Genomic DNA, 21,157 nt, shown 5'->3' on the forward strand with positions numbered 1-21,157 from the left:
TATGGCAGGGCGGCCGCGCGGCGGAAAGCGCCTCAGCCGACGCGCAGCAGCCCCGGCCCGTGCCGGCGCAGCCAGTCCCGCGCCCCGGCGTGGCGCGGCGCGAGGCGGTCCAGCGTGGCCCAGAAGCGCGGCGAATGGTTGGGCTCGGCCAGATGCGCCACCTCATGCGCCACCACCGAGTCGAGCACCCAGTCCGGCGCCATCGCCAGCCGCCAGGAAAAGGCCAGGGTGCCATCCGGCGCGCAGCTTCCCCAGCGGCTGCGCGTGTCCTTCAGCCGGATGGCGCGGGGCGCCACCGCCAGCGCCGCCGCGTGGCGCCCGGCATGGGGAGCGATGCGGCGCGCCGCCTCCGCCCGCAGCAGCTCCAGCACGCGGCGGGGCAGCGCCTCCGCCGCGCCGCCCACCAGGATGCGGCCGCGGCGCAGCTCCGCCCGGCCATCGGGCCGCTCCGGGCGGTGCAGGAGGCGGTGCGGCACGTCGCCCAGCGGCACCAGCGCGCCGGGGCGGAACGGCCGGCGCGGCGCCAGCCCTTCCAGCTCCCGCGCCACCCAGGCGGCGTGCCGGCGCAGCAAGGCCAGGCCCTCCCGCCGGCCGGCGCTTGGCGGCAGGACCACCACCACCTCTCCCGCCACCGGGTCGATCCGCAGCGAGACGTGCCGCGCGCGCGCCAGCGGGCGCCAGCGCACCGTGCAGGCGAGAAAAGGGGATGGGCAGGCAAGAAAGGGGGATGGCGGGGCCGAAATGGGCAGGGTGGGCGCGGACACAGCCGGGGCGGGCGCCGCCGGCATGCGCAGCCGCAGCGCCTCCGCCCCCACGGGCGGCGGGCCGGAGGGCGCGCCCGGCAGGGCCCTCAGGCCGCGACGGCGCGGTGGATCGCCGCCTCGAGGTCGCGCATGCCATAGGGCTTGTTGAGGAACATGGCGCCCGGCAGCACCTCCGCCTCCTGCTGCCCGCCGAAGCCCGAGGCGAAGATGACGCGCAGCCCCGGCCAGCGCTCCAGCGCCTGCCGCGCCAGCTCCGGCCCGCTCAGGCCGGGCAGGCCGATATCGGTCAGCAGCACGTCGAATTCCTGCCGCTCCAGCAGGCGCAGGGCGGCGCGGCCATCGCCCGCCCCCACCACCTGGAAGCCGAGGGCGGAGAGCATGTCCTCGCTGTCCATCAGGATCAGCGGGTCGTCCTCCACCAGCAGGACGCGGATGCCGCCCCCCGCGCCCGCTCCGGCCGCGGGCGGGCGCGAGGGCGCCGGGATGCGCGGCGAGGCGGCGGCGTTCAGCGCCTGGCGGCGGTTGTTGAGGGTGTGGCGGACCTTGCGGGCCAGGTCCTCCCGCCGGTAGGGCTTGGAGAGGAGGCTGACGCCCGGGTCCAGCCGCCCGCCATGGACGATGGCGTTCTCGGTGTAGCCGGAGGTGAACAGCACGGCGGCGTGCGGCAGCATGGCCTGCACCTGCCGCGCCAGCTCGGGCGCGCGCACGGGGCCGGGCATCACCACGTCGGTGAAGAGCAGGTCGATGGAAACGCCGCTGCGCACCAGGGTGAGCGCGCTCTGCCCGTCCGACGCGCGCAGCACGGTGTAGCCCAGGTCGTTCAGCAGGTCGACGACGGTGGCCTGCACCACGGGGTCGTCCTCCACCACCAGGATGGTCTCGCTGCCGCCCCGCACGGGCGAAAGGGCGAGCGCCGGCACCACCTCCTCCGCCTCGCGGCTGCGCGGCAGGTAGATGCGCACCGTGGTACCCTGGCCCGGCTCGGAATAGATCTTGATGTGGCCGTGGCTCTGCTTGACGAAGCCATAGACCATGGAAAGGCCGAGGCCGGTGCCGCGCCCCTCGCGCTTGGTGGTGAAGAAGGGCTCGAACACCTTCTCCAGCAGCTCGGGCGGAATGCCGCAGCCGGTGTCGGAGACGGCCAGCATGACATACTGCCCCGGCTGCACCTCCTCGTGCTGGAGCGCGTAGAAATCGTCCAGCATGGCGTTGCCGGCCTCGATGGTCAGGCGGCCCGCGCCGTCCATCGCGTCGCGCGCGTTCACGGCGAGGTTGAGCAGGGCGTTCTGCACCTGGTCGGGATCGGCCAGGGTGTTCCACAGCCCGCCGGCGATCACCGTTTCCATCTCGATCGCCTCGCCGAGCGCGCGGCGCAGCAGGTCGTCCATCTCCCGCACCAGCCGGCCGAGGCTGACCGGGCGCGGCTCCAGCGGCTGGCGGCGGGCGAAGGCCAGAAGCTGGGAGGACAGCTTGGCGCCACGCTCCACCGCCTCCAGCGCCGCGTCCAGCCGGCGCATGTCGCCGGCGGCGAGCGCCGTGCGCTGGAGCATCTGCAGGTTGCCGCTCAGGATCTGCAGCAGGTTGTTGAAGTCGTGCGCCACGCCGCCGGTGAGCTGGCCGATCGCCTCCATCTTCTGGCTCTGGCGCAGCGCGTCCTCGGTGCGGCGGCGCTCGGCCTCGCTCCGTTCCAGGGCCTGGGTGCGCAGGCGCACCATCTCCTCAAGCTGGTTCTTGTAGCGCTCCAGCTCGTCCGTCAAGCGCTTCTGCTCGGTGATGTCGTAGCCCAGCACGAAGATGCCCGCGACCTGGCCGTCGGCATCGGTGATCGGCTGGTAGACGAAGTCGAGGAAGCGCTCGGCCACCGGCTCATCGCCTTCCTGGCGCAGCCGGATGGGTATGGAGCGGCCGTTGAAGGCTTGGCCGGTGCGGTAGACCTCGTCGAGGACGCCGAAGAAGGACTGGCCTTCCAGCTCCGGCAGCGCCTTGCGCACCGGCCGGCCCAGGATGTCGTCACGGCCCACCACGCCCAGATAGGCCTGGTTGGCGATCTCGAACACATGCTCGGGCCCGCGCAGGAAGGCGGCGAAGGCGGGCGCCTGCTCCACCAGCTGGCGCAGCTGCGTCCGCTCGGCGTCGAGCGCCCAGTTCGCGGCCTGCACCTCCTGGGCGCGGCGGAACACGGCGCCCTCCAGGGCGGTCTCGGCCAGTTCCGTATCCAGGCCGGCGCGGCGGCGCAGCGTCTGCATCTCCGTCACGTCGTCGGTCTGCTGGAGGATGTAGCGGACCTCGCCCTGCTCATCGAGGATCGGGGTGTGGGTCGCGCTCCAGAAGCGCTCCTCGAACGCCGTGCCGCCGCCTTCCGCATGGGGGATGGCGTAGCGGATCAGCGCCAGGGTGTGCGGCGCCCGGGTGCGCAGCACCGTCTGGAGGGAATGGCGCAGCTGCCGTGCGCCCTCGCCGCTCGGGTCGTGCGGCCCGGAGGGAAAGGCGTCGAAGATGTTGCGGCTGACGATCTCGGCGCGCGTGCGGCCGGTGACCCGGCAATAGGCATGATTGGCCCAGACCAGGACGAAGCGGGCATCCATGACCATATAGGGATGCGGCGCCGCCTCCAGCAAAGCCTCGAAATCCAGGGGTGCGAAGGCGGAGCGCAATAAATGGGAATCCCTCGAGCGAACGGCGCGGCGGCCATGATCACGATCTCCGTGATCAGATGGGGGCGACGCGGCCGTGGAAAAGGCCGGCACGCAATTGGTGGCGGCGGACCGCCCGGCTTCCCGCGGATGGCGAGGGCCGGGCCGCCCGGAAGGGGAAGACCCGGCGCCAGGCCTCAGCCGGGAAAGGCCTTCAGCTCAATCTCGACGAAGCTGAAGGGCATGGCACCAGTGTTCACGACGTTGTGCTCGGTGCCGGCGGCGCGCTCATAGGAGGTGCCGGGGGTCAGCTGGACCTCGGCGGTCCCGCCGCCCGGCAGTTCCAGCGTCATGGTGCCGGCCGAGACGGGCACCACGACATATTTCCAGCCATGCCGGTGCCAGCCGGTCTCCCCGCCCACGGGAAAGTCCCAGCGGGTCACGCGCAGGTCGTCATTGTCGATCTGCACCGTGGGGGTGGCAGGCGGGCGGCAGCGCAGCGGTTCGCTCATCTCGGGGTCTTCCAGCGGTGGAGCAGGCAGGGGGCGCGTTCGGGCCAGCGGCCCTGGCACGCCCTGGAGGTCGCGCGGCGAGGCTCGCCAGTGGGGCTCATCGGCGGGGCTCATCGGCGGGGCTCATCGGCGGGGCTCACCGGGGCCGGCCTCGGGCGGGGCGGCCGGTGCCTCGGGCGCCTCGGCGGCATCGCCGCGCGGCCATTCCCCGGGCCAGGCCGCCACATGGTCCTCCAGGTCGCGCGCCGCGCGCTCGGGCACGGCCCGGCCGCGCACCGAGGCGCCGGAGCGGTGCACCGTCTCCGGATCGCCCGACACCAGGGGGTGCCACCAGGGCAGGTCCCGCCCCTCCGACACCAGGCGATAGGCGCAGGAGGGCGGCAGCCAGTCGATCTTCGCCAGGCGCCGGGGCGTGAGCTTCACGCAATCCGGCACATGCGCGCGGCGGTTGGGGTAGTCGCGGCAAAGGCAGCTCCGCGTGTCGAGCAGGCGGCAGGCCACGGTGGTCCAGGCCAGCTCCTCGGTGTCCTCGTCGCGCAGCTTGTGCAGGCAGCAGCGGCCGCAGCCATCGCACAGGCTTTCCCATTCGGCGCGGCTCATCGCCGCGAGGGACTTGGTCTTCCAGAAAGGGGTTTCGGCGCCCATCGGATCACTCTAGGCCGGCATGGCTTGACGGGGGAGGGAACGGAGAGCGAACATGCCGGGGATGTCCGACATACCCTCTCCCCTCCTCTCCATTCCAGAGCGGACGCTGCATGTCTGCCGCGCCGCCGCCCGCCTTTGCGGCCGGCTGGGCTGGGCGCCGGTGATGGAGGTGCCGCTGCCCACGGGGCGCCGGCTCGACATCCTGGCGCTGGAGCCGGATGGCGGGTTCACCGCCATCGAGGTGAAGAGCTGCGCGCGCGACTTCCTGAGCGACGGGAAGTGGCAGGAATACCGCGAATGGTGCGACCGGCTGTTCTTCGCGGTGGATCTCGACTTCCCGCAGGACCTGCTGCCGGGTGATGTGGGGCTGATCGTGGCGGAGGGGGGGGAGGCGGCGGTTCTGCGCCAGCCGGCAGAGCACCGGCTGGCCCCGGCGCGGCGCAAGGCGCTGCTGCTGCGCTACGCGCGGCTGGCGGCGGGGCGGCTGCAGGGCCTGTGCGACCCGGCCGGCGCGGCGGAGCTGCGCGCGGCGCTGCGGGTCGAGTGAAGCGGCGGGGCGAGGACCGCGCCGAGGCCGGGGCGCCGGCTCAGGGGATGTCCTCGGGAAAGCGGTGGGCGCCGTCCGGCCCCAGGGGCAGCGGCATCGACCAGCGCACGGCCGCCAGCGGCAGGGGGCCGTAGAGATGCGGGAACAGGCCGGGGCGGCTGCCGCCGCCGGCCGGTTCCCAGCGCAGCGCCACGCCGAGCGCGGCCGCATCGGCGGCGACCAGCCACAGATCGGGCTGGCCGGCGCGATGCCTGGCGGCGCTGGCGCGGAGCTGGGCGGCGGTCGAGAAGTGCAGGAAACCGTCCCGCGCATCCTCGGCGCTGCCGCGGTACTGGCCGGCGGCGCGGGCCTCGCGCCAGTCGGCATCGCGGACCATGGTGTAGATGAGGGGCTCCATGCCCTCCCGTTTAGCCGGGCCCGAGGCGGTAGAACAGCATGGAGCCGATCTCGGCCAGCGGCGGCACGCCGATCGCCCAGGGCGGCAGCTCGTCCACGTCATGCGCGTGGGTGGCGCCGCCCGTGGGGTCCGCCAGCGTGCCCGAGGCCGCGCGCAGCGCGATGCGGCGGCAGATGGCGAAGGCCGGGTCGCCGGCCGGGATCGCCATCATCAGCAGGTGCCGCAGATGGTTGCGGTTCCAGCAGGAGAACTGGAAGGGCGCGCGGCAGACGGCCGACAGGCCGTTGCCCCAATGCGTCACCCGCTCCTCCTCCGCCAGGCGGACGCGGTTCATGATGGTCGCGGCCAGCGCCTCGATGGCGCGGACGGGGCGGGTGCCCGCCTCGGCCCAGAGGGTCATGGCCAGGATCTCCTGGGCCGGCAGGGTCTGCACGTCGATGGCGCGGGACAGGGCGATGCTCATGTGAGGGGCTCTCTCAGCTGCGGTCTTCGGAGCGCCAGCCACGCTGGGCGGATTGCAGGGCCGCAGCAGCGGTGGCGGCTCGGGTGGCCGCATCGAGCTTCTCCTCGATGCGCAGCAATTGCCGGCTGAGGCGCTGATCGACATCGCGGATCAGCGACAGGGGCACATAGGTGCGCGCCACCTCCAGCTTGAAGGCGGCGAGCTCGTCCCGCGTGCGCGACAGGGCATCGGGATCATGCCGCATGCGCGGCGGGGCGCCGGGGTCGGGCCGCGCGGCGTCCTCGCCGCAGCGTTCCTCCGCGCCGCGGCGCAGCCCGCGCAGCATCCAGGCCAGCAGAACCAGGATCGGGGCCTGCGCAGCGGTGGCCAGCGTCTGGGGTTCCAGATCAAGCGGGTTCATCCGGCCCTCCTCGGCCTTCCTGAACGGCACAGGCGCCGGCGCCGCCCTCGGGAAAGGGAGCGCCGGCGCCTGCCGTGGCGATTGCGACGAAGCGATGAAAAAGCGGGTCCGGCCTCCGGACAGGCATCCGGAAGCGTGCGGCCTGGGGCATGCGGAGTGGAGCGTGCGTTCGGCGGCGTGCATCGGGGGCGCGTGTTCAAGGGTGCGCGGCCCGGAAGGGGGCACAGGGGCGGGCGCTTCCCCTCAAGGGGAAAGAGGAGGCGCGACGGGGAATGGGTGTGGCGGGAGCCCGGCCTGCCGCCTGGGCCAAGGCGCAGCTCTGGCGCTGACAAAGAGAGCGTATGAGCCATTTGCGGCATTATCAACAAAAAGTGAATTACATAGGCAAATTTTTTATTCGCCTGTGGCTCCCCGCCAACCCGGGCCGCGTGGCGCCGGCGGCAGGCCGGGCAGGCGCACCGGCTCGGCCAGCAGGCAGCCGGAAAGCGCGTCCAAGGCATCGTCGCGCGTGCCGGGGGTGTCCGGCTTCCATTCCGCCAGCTCGGTGGCGAAGGGGGTGCGGAATACCTGGGCATGGGCGTGCAGCCGCCGCCCCGCCAGCACCGGGTCCAGCGCCGCCAGGATGCGCTCCTGCTTGGGACGGTGGCTGTGCTGCTCCACCACGGCGCAGGCGGCGCCCGCGCGCGCCAGCTCCCGCCGCAGCAGGCTGGGCAGGAAGCGGCCGATGCCGTTGGTCTCCACCCGCAGCACCGGCAGCATCAGTTCCGCGGCGATCCGCGCCGCCTGGCGGCATTGCTGCGTCGCCGGGTCCTCGGGGGAGTCCGGGTCGTGCGTCAGGTAGGCCAGGCGGTGCAGGTAGTGGTTGCCCTCGGCGTCGGCGAAGCAGGCGGCCAGCACGCTGCCATCGCCCCGGCCGGGGCGGCCATAGGCCGGGTCCCAGAAGCCGCCACCCGAGACCATGCGGCGCCCGAGCAGGCCGAGCACCGGCCGCCCCAGCGCCTCGCGGTAATCGATCTCCTCGGCGTAGCGGACGATCTGCGCCGGGTCGAAGCGCGCCGCGCCGGACGGGACCGCGCGCAGCAGCATCTGCCGCGTGAAGTGCAGCGGGCCCACGCGGTCGCGCAGCAGCTCCACCGCCGGCACGGGAAAGCGCTCGGGCCAGGCGCTCTCCCCCGCGGCATCGAGCAGCGGCACCACCAGGCGGCGGTAGCCGGCGAGATAGGCGCCCTCCGTGCCCGGCGGCACGTAAAGGCTTTCCGCGCAGTGCGGCGTGCCGACATAGAGCAGCGTGCCGCCCGGCGTCAGGATGAACTCCGTCTCGGCCAGCCGCTCGCGCAGCTCGGCGCGCTTGCCGGGCGTGTCGCAATTGCCGGCGACCTCGACATCGTCGCAGATGATGACGTCGGCGCGGGTGCCGGTGATGTTGCCGCCGAGGCCGGCGGCCAGCATGGAGGGGTCGCGCAGCGCGCCGGCGCGGCGCACGGCGAAGCGGTCCGACGCCCAGGCTTCCGGCGCGTCCGGCAGGAGGTGGCGGCAGAGCGGGTGCCGCTCGATGATCCGCCGCACCGTGGCCACCATCTTGGTGGCGAGCTGATGGTCCGCCGCCAGCACCAGGATGCGCGTTTCCGGCCAGCGTGCCAGCAGCCAGGCGCAGTAGAGGCCCACCAGCGTCGACTTGCCGCAGCCGCGGAAGGCCATCAGCAGCAGGCGATGGTCGCCCGCCGCGCGGCGGGCGGCGAGCCAGCGCAGGATGCGGCGGTGCGCGGCCGGCGTCCCCTGCCCCGCCTCGGTGTTCCAGACCCAAACGAACTCGATCAGCTCGACGGGCGATTCAGCCGGCGGCTCCATCATCGGCGTCGCTCTCCTCATCAGCCTCCAGCGGCACTTCCGCCAGCGCGCCGCGCGCCTGGCGCAGCAGAGCCACGGCATGCGCCATGCCCTGCTCCTCCCCGCTCGCGCAGGCGGCGCGGGCGAGTTTCATCAGGTGCTCCAGATGCGTCAGGGCGGATTTCGCCGCCGCATGGTGCGCGGCGAAGGCCTTGGCATCGTCATGCGTGCCGGGCACGGGCCCGCGCACCACGAAGGCGTTGTAGTCGTCCACCACATGGCGGATGGCGCGCCGCAGCTCCTCCGCCACCAGCTCGGGCCGGCTCACAGCAGCGGCTTCACGGCGCGGACGAACAGCGTGCCCGGCGCGAGGTCGATGGCGGTGGAGGGGTGGCGGTTGCGGAACTGCACCGTCACCGTGCCCGGCAGCTCGCCGGCGGCCGAGGTGGTGATGGTCGGCACCAGCTCGACAAAGGCGGAAAGGGCGGTGTAGCTGGCCTGCACGAAGTCCCCCCCCGCGATGCCCGGAACGGCGACGAGCTGCGTGGCGGCGGCGCCGGGGCCGAGGCTGGCGAGGTCGAAGCCGGCACTGCCGGTGTATTCCCGCACGCCCCACTTGCGGCTGCCGCCATAGACAAGGGCCGGCGCGTGCAGTGGCGAGCAGTAGAGCCGCAACGCCTTCAGCACCGCCCCCGCGCTGCCGCCCCGCACGCCGATGGCGGCATAGCGCGCGTTGGAATGCAGCGTGACGCGCTGCAGGCGGTTGATGGGAGCGCCGCCCACCAGGCTGTCGAGATCCGCGTTGCCTTCCCAGAAATGGCTCGGGCTGCCGGCCCAGAGCGTGTTCATGTTGGAGAACATGACGCGGCTCGCCTCGCCCAGCACCGTCTCTGCGGCATCGAACTGCATCACCACCGGCCGCAGCTCGCTGCCCTCGGCCGCGAGGAAGAACTCCTTGCACTCGCCGCAATCGACGACGAAGGCGAGGGCGCGGCTGGTGGGCAGGCCGACGCTGTCGGGGTTCAGCGCCATCTGCGACAGGCCGGCGAAGGCGAAGCCGCCCAGCGTGGCGGGCGGCCCTGCCGGGTTGCCCGACAGCACCGCCATCTGCTCGAAGCCCACGCCATCGGCCGTGTCGATCGTCTGGCGGAAGGCGCGGCGGCGCACATTCTCCGCCGCCGCCACGAGGCGCGGCGAGCCATGCGCGGCGGCGGCCTGGTGCAGCGCCACCACCGTGCCGCCCGCGCGGGTGGCGGAGGCTGCGTAGTCGATGGCCGCGCCGGTGAAGGCGTAGGTGCCGACATAGGCGACCTCGTATAGGCAGTCATTCGCGCCGCCCGCGTGCCGCGCCACATAGGGGCTGCACTGCTCCATGCGGATGTTGCGCGCGACGATGCCGCGCTCGTCCCCCGCCTCCAGCAGGAAGGGGATGGCGTCCACCATGCCCGGCGTGCCCTGGCGCTGCAGCTCGAAGGCGGGGCCGTGGAAGGCATGCGCGTTGTGGCGCGGATAGGCGCCCGGCGCGCAGGAGAAGCGCACGCCGAAGCGCGAGACGGCCGGATGCACGCTGCCGCTGTTGGCGAAGTGGCCGCCGATGTAGCGGATGGAGTTGTTCCAGCCCGCCGCGCTGTTGGTGCGGATGTCGAGCCCGATGCGGTTGTTCACCAGCCGGCCGAGATGCAGCGTGCTGTCCTCGAAGCCCAGCTCGTCGCCCAGCGTGCGCACGCCGATGGTGAAGCCCTCCACCTGGCGGATCTCGACGGTGCAGGCATCGAGGTTGCGCAGCAGCAGGCCGATATCCGCCTCGTTCGCCCAGTCGGAGATGCTGGCGCGCAGCACGCGCAGCCCCTGGTAGAGCCTCGCCTGGTTGCGCGAGGCGGCGCCGTCGCCGATGGTCAGCGCCGCCTCTCCCCCGAAGCCGGCATAGACGATGCTGCCATGCATGATCAGCCCGGCGGCGGCGCCCGGCAGCACCAGCGGCATGCCGGTGCGGTGGCTGCCCTCGCCGATCTCCAGCAGCTTGCCGGCGGCGGCGGCGGCGTTCATCGCCGCCTGCAGGGCGGGGCCGTCATCGCTGATGCCGTCGCCCATGGCGCCGAAGTCGCGCGCCGTCAGCCGCTCGGCCAGCTTGTCCTCGACGCTGCGGGGGATGGCGCCGCCGAACGGCACCTCCAGCACCGGCGCGCGCGGCACGGCGGTGACGTTGCCCAGGCTGTCGAAGCCGAGCAGCCGGTTGGCGCGGCCGCCGCGATCGGGCAGCACGAGGCGCGCCGGCAGGTCGCCGGGGCCGGCGCGCACCGTGCTGGCGATCTCGTCGCGCAGGCCTTGCAGGATCGCGGTCTGCCGGTCCAGCTCGTCGTTCAGCGCCTTGGCGCGCAGCACGCCGTTGGGCTGGAAGTCCGTGACGCGCCGGATCGGCAGCACGCGGCGGAGCAGGACATGCCGCCCGGCACCCGGCGGCGCGTCGAACACCACCGTGCCGCCTTCCGAGGCACCGGCGCCGCGCACCGCGTAGCCGCCGGATTGCGGCAGGCCGTCGATGCGGACTTCCAGCTCCTCCGGCTCGAAGATCGGGAACGGATAGGCGAAGACGGTCAGCGCGCCATCCGCCGCGTAGTGCACACGCGGCGTGATGTCGCCGATGCGGATATGCTCGGCCATGCGGATCTCTCATGCGGATGGTGGTCTGGAGCGGCCGCGTGGCCGCGGGGGCGCTGCCCGGGCCGCGCTAGTCGAGCAGGGAGCGCAGCGCGCCACCGAAGCTGGAGCCGGCGCGCAGCCAGGTGGTCAGCGAGCCGTCCTCGCGCAGCAGGGAGCTGCGGCCCGCCGCCATGCGCGCCGCCAGCGCCTCCTGGCTGCTCCGCGCCGCTTCCGCCGCATCCCGCTCCAGCCCCGTGGTGATGGCGGCGGCCGAGCCCTCGTCGGGGCTGACGCCGGCCGCGGCGAGGCGGGCGCGGGTGGAGGCCACGGTGCGCGCGAGCCTGTCCTGCCGCGCCTGCGCGTCGGCGCCCTCCTGGGCGGCGAGCTGCTGCTGCCGCGCGCTCAGGCTGGCGGCCTCCTGCTGCTGCTGCGCGCGGGCCTGGGCGGCCTGCGCCTGGCCCTGGCGCACCGTGCCGTAGAGCGAGGCACCCGTGCCGACAAGCGTGGCGATGGGGGCGAGCTGGGCCATCAGTCGGTCATCCTCGTCTCGATGGTGACGGAAAGCAGGGTGAGCGGCAGCGGCGTGTCGCCCTCGATGCGCCAGAGCGGCCGCATCGTGTCGCGCCGCCAGCCGAAGGCGCGCAGCGTCACGTCGCCGGTGAAGCCCGGGGGCGCCGCGTCCAGCAGCGGCGTGTCGAGGCGCCGGAACGGCACGGGCTGGGGGCCACGGCCGAGATCGACCGAAAGGGAGGCCGTCTGCAGCAGCCGGAAGGTGGCGGAAACCAGGCGCAGCGGCCCGCTCCGGCTGCCGCCGGCGCTGAGCAGCTGCGGCGGCAGCGGCTCGATCACATGGCTGAAGCCGAGGCCGATCTGCACCGCGCGGGCCGCGGGCTCGATCGTCACCGCGCCGCCATCGACGGCGAAGGCGCCGAGCGGCGCGCCATCGGCCACCACCTGCACGGCGCGGCCCTGGAGGTGGGCAAGGCCGCTCCACCGCTCCCGCGGCGCCTCCGCCGCCCCGGTCAGCCCGGCATCGACGGCGAGCGCGTCGTCGAAGCGCTCCAGCCGCACCGAGCCCGCGCGCTCGACCGCGCACCACACCGTGCCGTCGATCTCGGCCAGGGCGCGGAAGGCGCCCTCGGTTTCCTGGCGCATCCAGGCCGTCACCTGCTCGGCGCGGTAGAGCGTCAGGGTCGAGAGGCTGCCATCGGCCATCGCCACGTGCAGCAGGCGGCGCGTCTGGTCATAGGCGAGCGAGACCGGGTCGCGCACCAGGTGGCGCGCCATCATCGCCAGGTCGTTCGCCTGATAGGCCTGCTGCACGTCGGTATAGGCGAATTCGTGCACCGCCTGGCCGGAGCGCGCGACGAAGATGGTGCTGCCATCGACGTCGACGGGCGGCAGGATGCGGCTGTTCGGCATGCCGATGCGCGTCTGCCGGTGAAGCTGGATCGAGGCGGGCGTCATCGGGTCGCCCGTCACCATCCACTCCGCGCCGGAGGTGAAGACCTGCAGGTGGCGCCCCGAGAACACCGCGCGGATGGCGTTCACCTGGTCCGACAGCAGGCCGAACTCGATCGCCTGGTCGTCGAGGCCGGTGCCGAGGTCGAAGTTGAACAGGTCGCCCGAGCGCGAAAGCCACAGGCGGTTCGGCAGGTCGCGCGAGCCGCCGAGCACCAGCCTGTCCTGGTGGAAGCAGGCGGTCGCCGGCCAGCCCCGCGCGCCGCTGAAGGCCGCCTCGTCCCAGTCCGGCGTGGGCGCCGCGGCGGAAAGCGCCTCCGCCACCTGCGCGGTGGCGCTGGTGGCGGAGGCGACCGCCGTCACCGTCACCCGCCGCCCCCCGATGCGCAGCTGCGCGCCGGCATGGCCGGGGGCGAAGAAGGGCGCGCTGGCCGTCAGCGTCACGCTGCCGGTGGTGGCGCTCGGCGTCAGCGCCAGCTCCGGCGCGGCGAAGCGGAAGAAGGGCGGCGCGGCCCATTCCCAGCCGCCGATGCTCCAGCTCGTATGGCTGCTGCGCGTCACGCGCTGCGGCGGCATGGCGGGGTGCAGCAGCAGCAGCGTGTCGGCGCTCTGGGTATGGGCGATCTGGTCGAGCATCGCGGCGGTCCAGGGCGCGGCGAGGGTCGCCACCACCACGTCGTCGCGGAAGATGTCGAGGCGCTGATGCGTCAGCGCCAGCAGGTAGCTCTGCTCCGTGTTGAACTCGAAGGCGATCAGCCGCGCGGCGCCGGGCAGCATCGCCACATGGCGCAGCCCGGGCCGGCGCGTGACGCCGCCCGTGGGCTGGATGAACACGTTCCGCAGGCGTCGCGCGCCGTTCTCGAAGGCGCGCAGGTCGCCCCGGCCCAGCAGCTGGTCGCCGAGTTCGCCCGCGGTGAAGCTGGTCTTGGTGCTGCGGCCGGCGGCCATGCGTCTCATCCCCTCGCGGAAATCAGCGGAAAGTCCTCGATCGCGCGCACCGCCTGCTGCTGGCTGTCGATCAGCCGCGCCTGGCGCATCTCGTGCTCGGCCAGGCGGTGCAGCATCTCGGCGCGGCTGCCGCTCTCGGTGAGCGGGATGCAGAACTCGGCCGCGAGGCGCGACACCAGCGCATTGGCGAAGAAGGCCGGAAAGGCGCTCTCGCCGGGGCGGAACAGGTAGGTCAGCGTCACCGCCGCGGCATCGCTGTGCAGCCGGTGCTCGTGGATGCGGTAGTCCATGCCGCGCCCCGCGCCGGCGCTTCCGGCGGAGATCACGCGCAGGAAGTCGGCGGGAAGCTGGAAGGCGTGGGCGTAGTCGGCATGCGGCACGGCGACGAGACGCGGCAGCGCCGCCTGCCCCGTGGCGAAGCTCCAGGGGTGCGCCGAGAGCAGCGCGTCGCGCACCGCCGGGTACAGGTTGGCGGCCACCTCCGCCTCGGCGGTGCCCTCGTCGAGGGAGGCGACAGGCTGCGCGCCGATCTTCAGCAGGGCACGCGAGCAGAGGATGAGGGCGGACAGCGCCATCGCGGGGAATCCCTCCGGCTGGAAAAAAGAAGGCCCGGGGGAAGGAACTCCCCCGGGCCTATCTCCCGTTCTGCGGGTTCGCGGGCGCGCCTGCGGCGGCGCCCGCGGGGGCGTCACTCGGCGGCGCGCATGCGCACCACGCCGGCCGGATCGATCAGCGCCGCGCCCTGGCTCATCATGTTATTGACGAAGTAGGCGGCGCGGTCGCCATGCCAGGTGATGTCGGTCGAGACCTCCTGCGCCACGGCGTGGCCGACCGCCGTGCGGTGGTAGAAGTAGCAGAAGCGGAGGCTGCCGCTGCGGGTCAGGCCGGAATGCGGCATCCAGGTGGCACCCAGCCAGCGCTTCACCTGCGTGCCCTTCCAGGGCAGGTCGGCGTCGCCCACATAGTTGCTGTTGGCGAACTCCTCGATCTGCAGCAGCTCGCTCCACTGCTTCCAGCCGACGATGGCGAAGCGGTTGCCGTCATCCGGCACGTCGGCGGCACCCAGCATCTCGAAGGCCTTGAGCACCTTGGCCTTGGTCAGCCCGTCCGTGTCGGTGGTGCCGGCGGCGGTGCCCACCGCCTCGTTGGTCGCGGTGTCGAGGGCCGCGATGATCAGCTCGTCGGTCTTGCGGCCAAGCGCGTAGGCGCCGGCATTGGCCACCACCTGGCGCTCGTCGATGTTGGTCTTCAGCTCGTCCAGGCGGTCGATCCACTCGCCGGCGTAGTAGTCCTGCAGGAAGCACTCGACGTTGGAATGGGACAGGTTCATCACCGGCACGGTGCCGTTGCGCGCCTTGGCCGCCGCGGTGCCGTGGCCCACCACCGGGAACATGGTGGAGGCGCCGCGCACGCCGCCCTTGCTGCGCACCGTCGGGCGCAGCTTGCTGCCCTGGCGCTGATAGGCATCGTGCACCTCGGACTGGAACTGCTTCGCGAAGACCTGGTCGATGGAAGCGGACATACCGTGTTCCTTCAGGATGGGCAGGGATCGGGGTGGGCGCGCGCCCGCGCCACCGGTTGGCCCCGCGGGGCCGGCGGCGCGGGCATGCCGCCGCGCCCGGCGGAAGGCCGGGTTGGGCGGCGGCGGAAAGGGTCGAGGGCGGCCGGAAGGCTGGCGCCGCGTCCGGCCGGGCGGGCGTCAGCCCTGGCCGAACAGGCGCCTGAAGCCGTCGGTCACGCGCTTGACGTATTCCGGCTCGCGCGCGCGCCAGTAGCGCGGGTCGCGCATCATCCGGCGCAGCGCCTGCTCGTCGAGCTGCTCGGCCGGCTCGGCGTCGCGCACCAGGCCGGGCTCGCCCTTGGCCATCATGCGGTGCAGCGCCAGCACGCCCTCGGCGGTGGTGGACAGCGCCTCGAACACCGGCGGCGCCAGGTTGGCGCGGCCCCAGGCGGCGATCTGCGGCGCGAGGCGCTGATACGCCTCCTCGCCGCCCAGTTCCTGGGCCAGCCTGCCGCGCTGCTTCTGCGCCTCGTAATCGGCCGCCGCCTCGGCGATCAGCGGCAGCAGCCGCTCCGCCGCGAGGTCGTAGACGAGCTGCACCTGCTGGCAGGTGAAGCCCGCCGCGTGCAGCCGCGCGTTCACCGCCGCGTCCGGCCCGCACATCTCGTGGCGCGGCTCGATGGCGTATTCCTCGGGCGTCTCCGGCACGCCCATGGCGCGCAGGAAGCGGATGCGCTCCTCCTCCGGCGCGTCCTCGCCCGGCGGCCCGAAGCTGGCGGGGGCAACGCGCTGGGACAGGCGCTTCTCCAGCTCACGGTAGGACTTCAGCAGCGCGTCCACGCGCAGGGACCGGCTCTCGGCATCCCAGAACTTCTCCGGCACATCCTCCGGCCGGCCGGGGGGCGGGCCAGCCGGCTCCGGCGCGGGTTCCAGCAGATTCTCGGACATGCGGGTCGTCACTCCTCGACGGGGTTCAGGAGACCGGCCGGCGCGGCGAGCGTGCGGGCCAGGTGGCGGGTCGCCGCCGCCAGGTCGAGCTGCGCCGCGGCCGTGGGGCCCAGCGCCGCCACGGCCTGCAGGAACAGCAGCGTGTTGGCGGCGTCGGCGCGGCCCTGCACGCGGGCCAGCGGCGACTGGTAGGTCAGCCGCGCCTCGCGCCCGTCCAGCATCACCGGCGGCACCTCGCCGCGGCGGCGCAGGATGGCGAGGCAGCGGCCGATCAGCGGCGTCAGCAGCTCGGCCTGCATCCGGCCATAGGTGGCGCCGAGCATCCGCGCGCTCTCGGCGCTGCGCTCCAGCACCTCGGTCGCCGTCATCGGCGTCTGGCGCGGCAGGGTCAGCCGGTCGGCCAGCAGGGCGCTCCGGATGCGCGCCCGGAGGTCGTCCAGCACGAGCTGCGAGACATCGAAATTGCCCGGCGCCGCCAGCGGCGTCAGGCCGGAGGAGCCCGGCGCCTTGGGGATGATGGCGCCCGGCACCAGCCGCACCGTGGCGGGGTTCAGCACCCCGTCATCCTCCGCCTGCCAGATGCCGGTGGCGGCGATGGAGGCGTTCTTCAGCACCAGCTCCACCACCTTGTTGGCGGTGCGGATGTCGGGCAGCGCCTTCATCACCGGGCCGCGGCCATAGACCTCGCCCGGCAGCTTCATCCAGCGGAAGGCGATGAAGGGGCTGTCGAGGAAGCGGCCGGTGGCCAGCGGCACCGCCTGTCCCTCCCAGTCCAGCACCGCGAGGTAGGCGCTGCCATGCCCCTCCGGCCAGACGGCCTCGACCACCCGGTGGCGGGGCGGCGCCTGCTCCGGCGCCCGCTCGGCGAGCATCGCGGCCGGCAGCGCCGCGCCGGGAAAGCGGGCCCGGATCGCGGCCGGCTCCAGCATCACGCTGCGATAGACGGTGTCCAGCCGCCCGCCCGCTCCCTCCTCCAGCACCGCCTCGCGCAGCGGCACGGCGGTGAAGCGCAGCGCCGAGGCCGCGCCGGGCGGCGCCTCCTCCACCAGCAGCACGCCGGTGCCGGCCACCACCAGGTCGAGAAAGGCCTGGTGCATCTCCAGCGCGAAGTTGGAGCGGTCGAGATGGCCCTGCAGCGTCTCGGCCGCGTGCTCCAGCGCGGCGGCGGCGGCGGCGCCGTCCGGCCCCTCGGCCAGGGCGCGGCTCGGGGCGAGGCCGAACCAGCGCGACCAGGGCGGCGTCAGCTCGGCCAGCAGGCTGGCGGCGAGCTGCTCGGCGGCATCGGGTGCCGTCGCGTCATACAGGGCGGGGCCGCCGCTGCCGGGGGTGCCGGCCAGGACGTGGTCGTAGCATTCCTGCCAGACGCTTTCCCAGGGGCGGCGCCGGTCCTGCGCCGCCTGGTGGCGGGCCAGCAGGGTCTCGGGCGTCAGGCTCATGCGTTCATTCCCCAAGCAGGGTCTTGCGGGCACCGGCCAAGCCGGCGGCGGGGGCGGCGTCCAGCACGCCGCGGGCGGAGGTGGTGATGGTGCCCGCCAGCCCGCGGCGGGATCGTGTCTGGTTCTCCGCCCGGTCGGCCTGGGCGGCGGCCTCGGGGGTGGGGCCGGCGGGCGGGGGCTCGGCCGGCGTGGTCGGGGTCACGACCACCGGCTTCGGGGCGCGGAACAGGCCACCCATGCGCGTTCGGGCTCCTTCGGGATGCGGCGGGAAAGCTCCCGGAAAGCCACGAACCCGCCCGGAGCGGGTCCGGGCGGGTTCGAGAGGTCTGCGGGGAGCGGGAGGATGCCTCAGGGCGCAACTCACCCGTTGACGAGGACCTGTTTAACCAACCGGAAGGCTCGCGTCAAGGATTTTTTTCCTATTTTCTTTTTCGTTCACCAAGGCCTGGTACAACCCGTGGGGGGTGAAGGCCCATGGCGCCCCCGCCCCCAGCACAGCCCGGCACAGCTGAACGCAGGAATAAAGGCTTATATTCGGCAGCCAGCCATCCCCCGCCGGCGGCCCGGGGCGGAAGGGCCCCACAACCGACAGACCCGCGCGGCGGTAGAAGGCCGGAAGATCGAACTCGGCCGCCACACCGGCGCGGCTCACCAGCAGCCGCCCCGAAAGCGGCTCGACCAGGCTCCATCCCTGCCGGTCGCGGATGGCCGCGAAGCAGTGGCGGAAGCCGGGCCGCAGCAGCCGCAGCCAGGGCTGGTCCGCCTGCCCGCCGAAGCCGATCCACACCTGCTGCTCGCCTTCCGCCAGGGCGTGGCGTGGCGAGAGCCGCCATGGCCGCGCGGCCGGCTGCATGGCGGCGCTCACCCTTCCCACCGCCGCGGCAGGGGCACCACCTCGGCCGTCTCGCCAAGGCTCGGGCCAGCCACGATCCCCTTGATACGCAAAGGCCACTCCAGGCGCTGCATGGCTTCCGACCAGATCCGCCAGTCATTCCTCTCCGCCAAGCAGGCGGGGTCCGGGGCCATGCCACGCTCGCCCCAGAGGCGCATGATGCGGGCATGAACCAGGTCGATGCGGCGCTGGCGATAGAGCCGGTCCAGGCACTTCACCACGTCGTCCGGATCGCAGGGCCGCAGGGCGCGCCCGGCGCCGGCCACCACCCGGGCGCCGTCGCGGCGCGCGGTCAGCGCGGCCATGGTCCAGAACCAGGCCTCGTCGGCGCTGCGGAACGGCTCGGCCTTCGCCAGGGAAGCCAGGACCGTGGTGGCATTGGAGCGGAGAGCGGCCGTCATGGGGGCTATGCCTCGCCAATAGGTTGATGACTTGTTCATCATTGCGAGCGCTCATCCTAGGCGTCAACACCTAAATGTGATCATGTTCCTATTGATTCCGGATTGCTGACCTAGGATAATCGGCCCATGCGTCACGACGACATCTGGCGGGCGGTCGATGCCCTGGCAGCCGAGCACGGCCTGTCTCCCTCCGGCCTTGCCCGCAAGGCTGGTCTCGACCCCACCGCCTTCAATCCGTCGAAACGTGTCGGCGCCGACGGCCGCGCCCGCTGGCCCTCGACGGAAAGCATCGCCAAGATCCTCTCTGCCACCGGCACGGAAATGGACAGCTTCGCCTCGCTGGTGACTGGCGCGCCGACGCTCAACAGCGCCACCGGCCGCCCCCTGTCCGGGCGCCGCATCCCGCTCATCGGCATGGCCCAGGCGGGCAGCGACGGCTATTTCGGCGATGGGGGCTACCCCGTCGGCGCCGGCTGGGACGAGATCAGCTCGCCCGAACTGGCCGACCCCAACGCCTATGCGCTGGAAATCTCCGGCGAGAGCATGGAGCCGGTGTTCCGCGACGGGGACATCATCATTGTCTCCCCCAACTCCCCCGTGCGGCGCGGCGACCGCGTGGTGGTGCGGACGGTGAAGGGCGAGGTGATGGCCAAGGAGCTGGTGCGCCAGTCCGCCCGCCGGATCGAGCTGGCCAGCCTCAACCCCGCCCACCCGCACTACAGCTTCGACCTGTCGGAGATCCTGTGGATGCACCGCATCCTCTGGGCCAGCCAGTAGGCGGCGGAAGGCCCGAGGAAAAGGCCTTTCCGGGCCGCCCGCGCGTCAGCGGGCGAGCTGCTCCAGCAGCCCTTGCGGATCGCGCTCGGGGGGGCAGACCAGGAAGCGGCCATCTTCCAGCGGCACGGCGGCCAGCCCCGTATCCTCATAGGCGCGCAGCATGTCGGGGCCGACCTGCCAGAAGGCATGCGCCACGCCGTTGCGCTCGCACAGGTCGCGGAAGCGCCACAGCGCGGCGATGCGCGCCGCCTCGTCGCCCGCCGGATCGCCGAGCCCCACCCACACATCGCCCCGTCGTCGGAAGGCGAAGCCGGCGCCGCGGCCCCCCTCGGCGAAGATGGCGCCATCGGCCTGCGCCGGCACCCGCGCGCCCAGCATGGCCAGCCTGGCGCGGGCGCCGAGATCGTAGGGCATGGCGCGGATCCGCGCCGGGCGCAGCAGCCGCACCACCGCCACCAGCAGCAGCACGCCGCACAGCCCCACCGCGAAGCGCAGCGTGTGCGGCGCCTCCTCCGAGAAGGGCACGGCCCACCAGGGCTCGTCCGCCACCGGCCCCTGCCAGCCGATTCGCGCCAGGGCCAGCGCCGCCACGGCGCTGGCCGCCAGCGGCACCAGCGTGCCGGCGGTCAGCGGCTCCCCGGTCAGGCGGGCATCGCGGTAGAAGGCGGTGCGGATGCAGGCCAGCACGCCCGCCAGCGCCAGGAAGCCACCCGAGATGAACCAGGGCTCGCCGCGCAGCAGCGCCACCACCGTGCCCGCCATCAGCAGCACGATGCCCGACACCCAGGCGAGGCGCAGCCGCCGCAGCATGCCATAGGCCACCACCAGCAGCAGCGAGCCGACCACCGAGGCGGCGAAGTGGCTGGCCAGCGCCGCCCATTCGCCCGCCCAGACGGCCAGCCGCGAGCTCCGCGCCGGCAGCGCCCCGATGAACAGCAGGGCGACGCCCGCCAGGCCGGAAAGCCCGGCCAGCGCCGGCCCCTCCAGCGCATCGGTCGCGCGGCTCTCGGTGCCGAGCCGCCCCAGCAGGTGGCGGCGCTGGTTGATCTCGAAGGCGGCAAACAGCGCGCCCGCCAGGAACAGCGGGATGATGTAGTAGAAGAAGCGGAACAGCAGCAGCGCGCCGATCACCTGCGGCGCCGGCACATAGGGCTGCAGCCCCACCAGCACCGCCGTGTCGAACACGCCAAGCCCGCCCGGTACGTTGGCCGCCAGCCCCGCCGTGTAGGCGGCGAGGTAGATACCCAGGAAGCGGGCGAAGCTCAGCCCCTCGGCCGGCGGCAGCAGCGCGTAGAAGATCATCGCCGTGACGGCGACATCGACGCCCGCCAGCACCGTCTGCGCGCAGGCCATGCGGAAGCCGGGCAGGTCGATGCGGTGCCCGAAGAGGGTGAAGTGCGGCAGGAAGCGCGAGAGCATGATGTAGCCGCCCACCACGCCGAGCAGCGCGACGCCCACCGCCTGCATCGCCCAGTGCGGCAGGTTCTCGGCGATCCAGGGCACCACCTCGGGCTCCCAGATCAGCACCATGCCGCCCAGCGCCATGCCCCCCAGCCCGAAGGTGAGGCTGGTGAAGGCGATGACCTTGGCGATCTCGCCCGGCGTCAGCCCCCAGGCGGCGTAGAAGCGGTAGCGCACCGCGGCACCCGAGACCGCGGCGAAGCCCAGGTTGTGCGCCAGGGTGTAGGCGCAGAACGAGGCCAGCGAGGTGCGGGAATAGCTGACCGGCTTGCCGGCATAGACCGAGCCGAGCCGGTCGTAGATGGTGAGCACCGCATAGGCCAGCAGCGTCCAGCCGCCCGCCACCCACAGCGCGTGGCCGGGCACGGCGGCGATGGCGGCGCGGATCTCCGCCATCGAGAGATCCCGCAGCTCGCGCTGCACTACATACAGGGCGCCGACCAGCAGCAGCAGGCCGAACACCGTCGGCCCATGCCGTCGCAGCAGGCCAAGGGCTCGGCCCAT

The 21,157-nt window shown here is 73.2% G+C and carries 22 protein-coding genes; 2 read left to right on the forward strand and 20 right to left on the reverse strand.

The features are described from left to right. Nucleotides 1-32: 32 nt before the first annotated feature. The 4 genes from CR162_RS05880 to CR162_RS05895 all read right to left on the reverse strand — a co-directional run bounded on the left by CR162_RS05880 (nucleotide 33) and on the right by CR162_RS05895 (nucleotide 4,554). Nucleotides 33-686 carry a M48 family metallopeptidase gene (locus CR162_RS05880; RefSeq protein WP_245870147.1) on the reverse strand — a complete coding sequence of 218 codons (654 nt, stop codon included), beginning with the start codon at nucleotides 684-686 and terminating at the stop codon, nucleotides 33-35. A 164-nt stretch (nucleotides 687-850) separates the two neighbouring features. Beyond that, nucleotides 851-3,418, reverse strand: coding sequence for a response regulator (locus tag CR162_RS05885; protein WP_218014838.1), 2,568 nt, complete (start codon nucleotides 3,416-3,418; stop codon nucleotides 851-853). Nucleotides 3,419-3,594: 176 nt separating this feature from the next. Beyond that, entirely contained in the window at nucleotides 3,595-3,909 is a 315-nt protein-coding gene (locus CR162_RS05890; RefSeq protein ID WP_099094607.1) for a cupin domain-containing protein, read from the reverse strand. A gap of 123 nt (nucleotides 3,910-4,032) precedes the next feature. Then, on the reverse strand, nucleotides 4,033-4,554 hold the full coding sequence (locus CR162_RS05895; protein ID WP_141563083.1) for a YcgN family cysteine cluster protein: 522 nt from the start codon (nucleotides 4,552-4,554) through the stop codon (nucleotides 4,033-4,035). Nucleotides 4,555-4,615: 61 nt separating this feature from the next. Here CR162_RS05895 and CR162_RS05900 point away from each other — a divergent pair, with 61 nt between their 5' ends. Next, nucleotides 4,616-5,101: an MmcB family DNA repair protein gene (locus CR162_RS05900; RefSeq protein WP_099094608.1), complete on the forward strand. Its 486-nt coding sequence runs from the start codon at nucleotides 4,616-4,618 to the stop codon at nucleotides 5,099-5,101. 40 nt (nucleotides 5,102-5,141) lie between these two features. Here the strand turns inward: CR162_RS05900 and CR162_RS05905 are convergent, their stop codons facing one another. From CR162_RS05905 to CR162_RS05975, 15 genes are all read right to left on the reverse strand, one after another. Beyond that, complete coding sequence (locus CR162_RS05905) at nucleotides 5,142-5,498, reverse strand: DUF952 domain-containing protein (protein WP_099094609.1); 357 nt, start codon at nucleotides 5,496-5,498, stop codon at nucleotides 5,142-5,144. 10 nt (nucleotides 5,499-5,508) lie between these two features. Further along, nucleotides 5,509-5,961 (reverse strand): cell wall hydrolase, encoded by a 453-nt coding sequence (locus CR162_RS05910; RefSeq protein ID WP_099094610.1) that lies wholly within the window; start codon nucleotides 5,959-5,961, stop codon nucleotides 5,509-5,511. A 13-nt stretch (nucleotides 5,962-5,974) separates the two neighbouring features. Continuing rightward, a complete protein-coding gene (locus tag CR162_RS05915; protein WP_099094611.1) occupies nucleotides 5,975-6,361 on the reverse strand; it encodes a hypothetical protein in 387 nt (128 codons plus the stop codon). A gap of 393 nt (nucleotides 6,362-6,754) precedes the next feature. Beyond that, nucleotides 6,755-8,212 carry a phage terminase large subunit gene (terL, locus tag CR162_RS05920; RefSeq protein WP_099094612.1) on the reverse strand — a complete coding sequence of 486 codons (1,458 nt, stop codon included), beginning with the start codon at nucleotides 8,210-8,212 and terminating at the stop codon, nucleotides 6,755-6,757. After that, nucleotides 8,193-8,516, reverse strand: a complete 324-nt coding sequence (locus tag CR162_RS05925) for a hypothetical protein (protein WP_245870148.1) — start codon at nucleotides 8,514-8,516, stop codon at nucleotides 8,193-8,195. Before CR162_RS05925 ends, terL begins: the two co-directional genes overlap by 20 nt. After that, nucleotides 8,513-10,849, reverse strand: coding sequence for a hydrolase (locus CR162_RS05930; RefSeq protein ID WP_099094613.1), 2,337 nt, complete (start codon nucleotides 10,847-10,849; stop codon nucleotides 8,513-8,515). Before CR162_RS05930 ends, CR162_RS05925 begins: the two co-directional genes overlap by 4 nt. Nucleotides 10,850-10,916: 67 nt before the next feature. Beyond that, nucleotides 10,917-11,357 carry a hypothetical protein gene (locus CR162_RS05935; protein WP_099094614.1) on the reverse strand — a complete coding sequence of 147 codons (441 nt, stop codon included), beginning with the start codon at nucleotides 11,355-11,357 and terminating at the stop codon, nucleotides 10,917-10,919. Then, nucleotides 11,357-13,237, reverse strand: a complete 1,881-nt coding sequence (locus CR162_RS05940; RefSeq protein ID WP_099094615.1) for a hypothetical protein — start codon at nucleotides 13,235-13,237, stop codon at nucleotides 11,357-11,359. The genes CR162_RS05935 and CR162_RS05940 overlap by 1 nt, the downstream gene beginning before the upstream one ends. A gap of 5 nt (nucleotides 13,238-13,242) precedes the next feature. Then, nucleotides 13,243-13,812 (reverse strand): hypothetical protein, encoded by a 570-nt coding sequence (locus CR162_RS05945; RefSeq protein WP_099094616.1) that lies wholly within the window; start codon nucleotides 13,810-13,812, stop codon nucleotides 13,243-13,245. 113 nt (nucleotides 13,813-13,925) lie between these two features. After that, nucleotides 13,926-14,759 (reverse strand): phage capsid protein, encoded by an 834-nt coding sequence (locus CR162_RS05950; protein ID WP_099094617.1) that lies wholly within the window; start codon nucleotides 14,757-14,759, stop codon nucleotides 13,926-13,928. Nucleotides 14,760-14,936: 177 nt separating this feature from the next. Beyond that, nucleotides 14,937-15,686, reverse strand: coding sequence for a capsid assembly protein (locus CR162_RS05955; protein ID WP_099094618.1), 750 nt, complete (start codon nucleotides 15,684-15,686; stop codon nucleotides 14,937-14,939). An 8-nt stretch (nucleotides 15,687-15,694) separates the two neighbouring features. After that, on the reverse strand, nucleotides 15,695-17,122 hold the full coding sequence (locus tag CR162_RS05960) for a portal protein (protein ID WP_099094619.1): 1,428 nt from the start codon (nucleotides 17,120-17,122) through the stop codon (nucleotides 15,695-15,697). Nucleotides 17,123-17,126: 4 nt separating this feature from the next. Next, entirely contained in the window at nucleotides 17,127-17,360 is a 234-nt protein-coding gene (locus tag CR162_RS05965) for a hypothetical protein (RefSeq protein WP_099094620.1), read from the reverse strand. A gap of 144 nt (nucleotides 17,361-17,504) precedes the next feature. Continuing rightward, complete coding sequence (locus CR162_RS05970) at nucleotides 17,505-17,909, reverse strand: hypothetical protein (protein ID WP_245870149.1); 405 nt, start codon at nucleotides 17,907-17,909, stop codon at nucleotides 17,505-17,507. 74 nt (nucleotides 17,910-17,983) lie between these two features. Continuing rightward, on the reverse strand, nucleotides 17,984-18,415 hold the full coding sequence (locus tag CR162_RS05975) for a hypothetical protein (protein ID WP_099094622.1): 432 nt from the start codon (nucleotides 18,413-18,415) through the stop codon (nucleotides 17,984-17,986). Nucleotides 18,416-18,541: 126 nt separating this feature from the next. Between CR162_RS05975 and CR162_RS05980 the strand changes: the two genes are divergently transcribed. Next, nucleotides 18,542-19,192 (forward strand): S24 family peptidase, encoded by a 651-nt coding sequence (locus tag CR162_RS05980; RefSeq protein ID WP_099094623.1) that lies wholly within the window; start codon nucleotides 18,542-18,544, stop codon nucleotides 19,190-19,192. 45 nt (nucleotides 19,193-19,237) lie between these two features. Here the strand turns inward: CR162_RS05980 and CR162_RS23075 are convergent, their stop codons facing one another. Continuing rightward, nucleotides 19,238-21,157, reverse strand: a complete 1,920-nt coding sequence (locus CR162_RS23075) for a phosphatidylglycerol lysyltransferase domain-containing protein (RefSeq protein ID WP_099094624.1) — start codon at nucleotides 21,155-21,157, stop codon at nucleotides 19,238-19,240.

This window comes from Teichococcus rhizosphaerae (assembly GCF_002631185.1).
Taxonomy (GTDB): Bacteria; Pseudomonadota; Alphaproteobacteria; order Acetobacterales; family Acetobacteraceae; genus Pseudoroseomonas; species Pseudoroseomonas rhizosphaerae.

Bases quoted from the DNA above. Each gene is read 5' to 3' on its own strand.
- CR162_RS05890 (WP_099094607.1), bottom strand. From the start codon at position 3,909: ATGAGCGAACCGCTGCGCTGCCGCCCGCCTGCCACCCCCACGGTGCAG.
- CR162_RS05895 (WP_141563083.1), bottom strand. From the start codon at position 4,554: ATGGGCGCCGAAACCCCTTTCTGGAAGACCAAGTCCCTCGCGGCGATG.
- CR162_RS05900 (WP_099094608.1), top strand. From the start codon at position 4,616: ATGTCCGACATACCCTCTCCCCTCCTCTCCATTCCAGAGCGGACGCTG.
- CR162_RS05905 (WP_099094609.1), bottom strand. From the start codon at position 5,498: ATGGAGCCCCTCATCTACACCATGGTCCGCGATGCCGACTGGCGCGAG.
- CR162_RS05910 (WP_099094610.1), bottom strand. From the start codon at position 5,961: ATGAGCATCGCCCTGTCCCGCGCCATCGACGTGCAGACCCTGCCGGCC.
- CR162_RS05915 (WP_099094611.1), bottom strand. From the start codon at position 6,361: ATGAACCCGCTTGATCTGGAACCCCAGACGCTGGCCACCGCTGCGCAG.
- terL (WP_099094612.1), bottom strand. From the start codon at position 8,212: ATGATGGAGCCGCCGGCTGAATCGCCCGTCGAGCTGATCGAGTTCGTT.
- CR162_RS05930 (WP_099094613.1), bottom strand. From the start codon at position 10,849: ATGGCCGAGCATATCCGCATCGGCGACATCACGCCGCGTGTGCACTAC.
- CR162_RS05935 (WP_099094614.1), bottom strand. From the start codon at position 11,357: ATGGCCCAGCTCGCCCCCATCGCCACGCTTGTCGGCACGGGTGCCTCG.
- CR162_RS05940 (WP_099094615.1), bottom strand. From the start codon at position 13,237: ATGGCCGCCGGCCGCAGCACCAAGACCAGCTTCACCGCGGGCGAACTC.
- CR162_RS05945 (WP_099094616.1), bottom strand. From the start codon at position 13,812: ATGGCGCTGTCCGCCCTCATCCTCTGCTCGCGTGCCCTGCTGAAGATC.
- CR162_RS05950 (WP_099094617.1), bottom strand. From the start codon at position 14,759: ATGTCCGCTTCCATCGACCAGGTCTTCGCGAAGCAGTTCCAGTCCGAG.
- CR162_RS05955 (WP_099094618.1), bottom strand. From the start codon at position 15,686: ATGTCCGAGAATCTGCTGGAACCCGCGCCGGAGCCGGCTGGCCCGCCC.
- CR162_RS05960 (WP_099094619.1), bottom strand. From the start codon at position 17,122: ATGAGCCTGACGCCCGAGACCCTGCTGGCCCGCCACCAGGCGGCGCAG.
- CR162_RS05965 (WP_099094620.1), bottom strand. From the start codon at position 17,360: ATGGGTGGCCTGTTCCGCGCCCCGAAGCCGGTGGTCGTGACCCCGACC.
- CR162_RS05975 (WP_099094622.1), bottom strand. From the start codon at position 18,415: ATGACGGCCGCTCTCCGCTCCAATGCCACCACGGTCCTGGCTTCCCTG.
- CR162_RS05980 (WP_099094623.1), top strand. From the start codon at position 18,542: ATGCGTCACGACGACATCTGGCGGGCGGTCGATGCCCTGGCAGCCGAG.
- CR162_RS23075 (WP_099094624.1), bottom strand. From the start codon at position 21,157: ATGGGCCGAGCCCTTGGCCTGCTGCGACGGCATGGGCCGACGGTGTTC.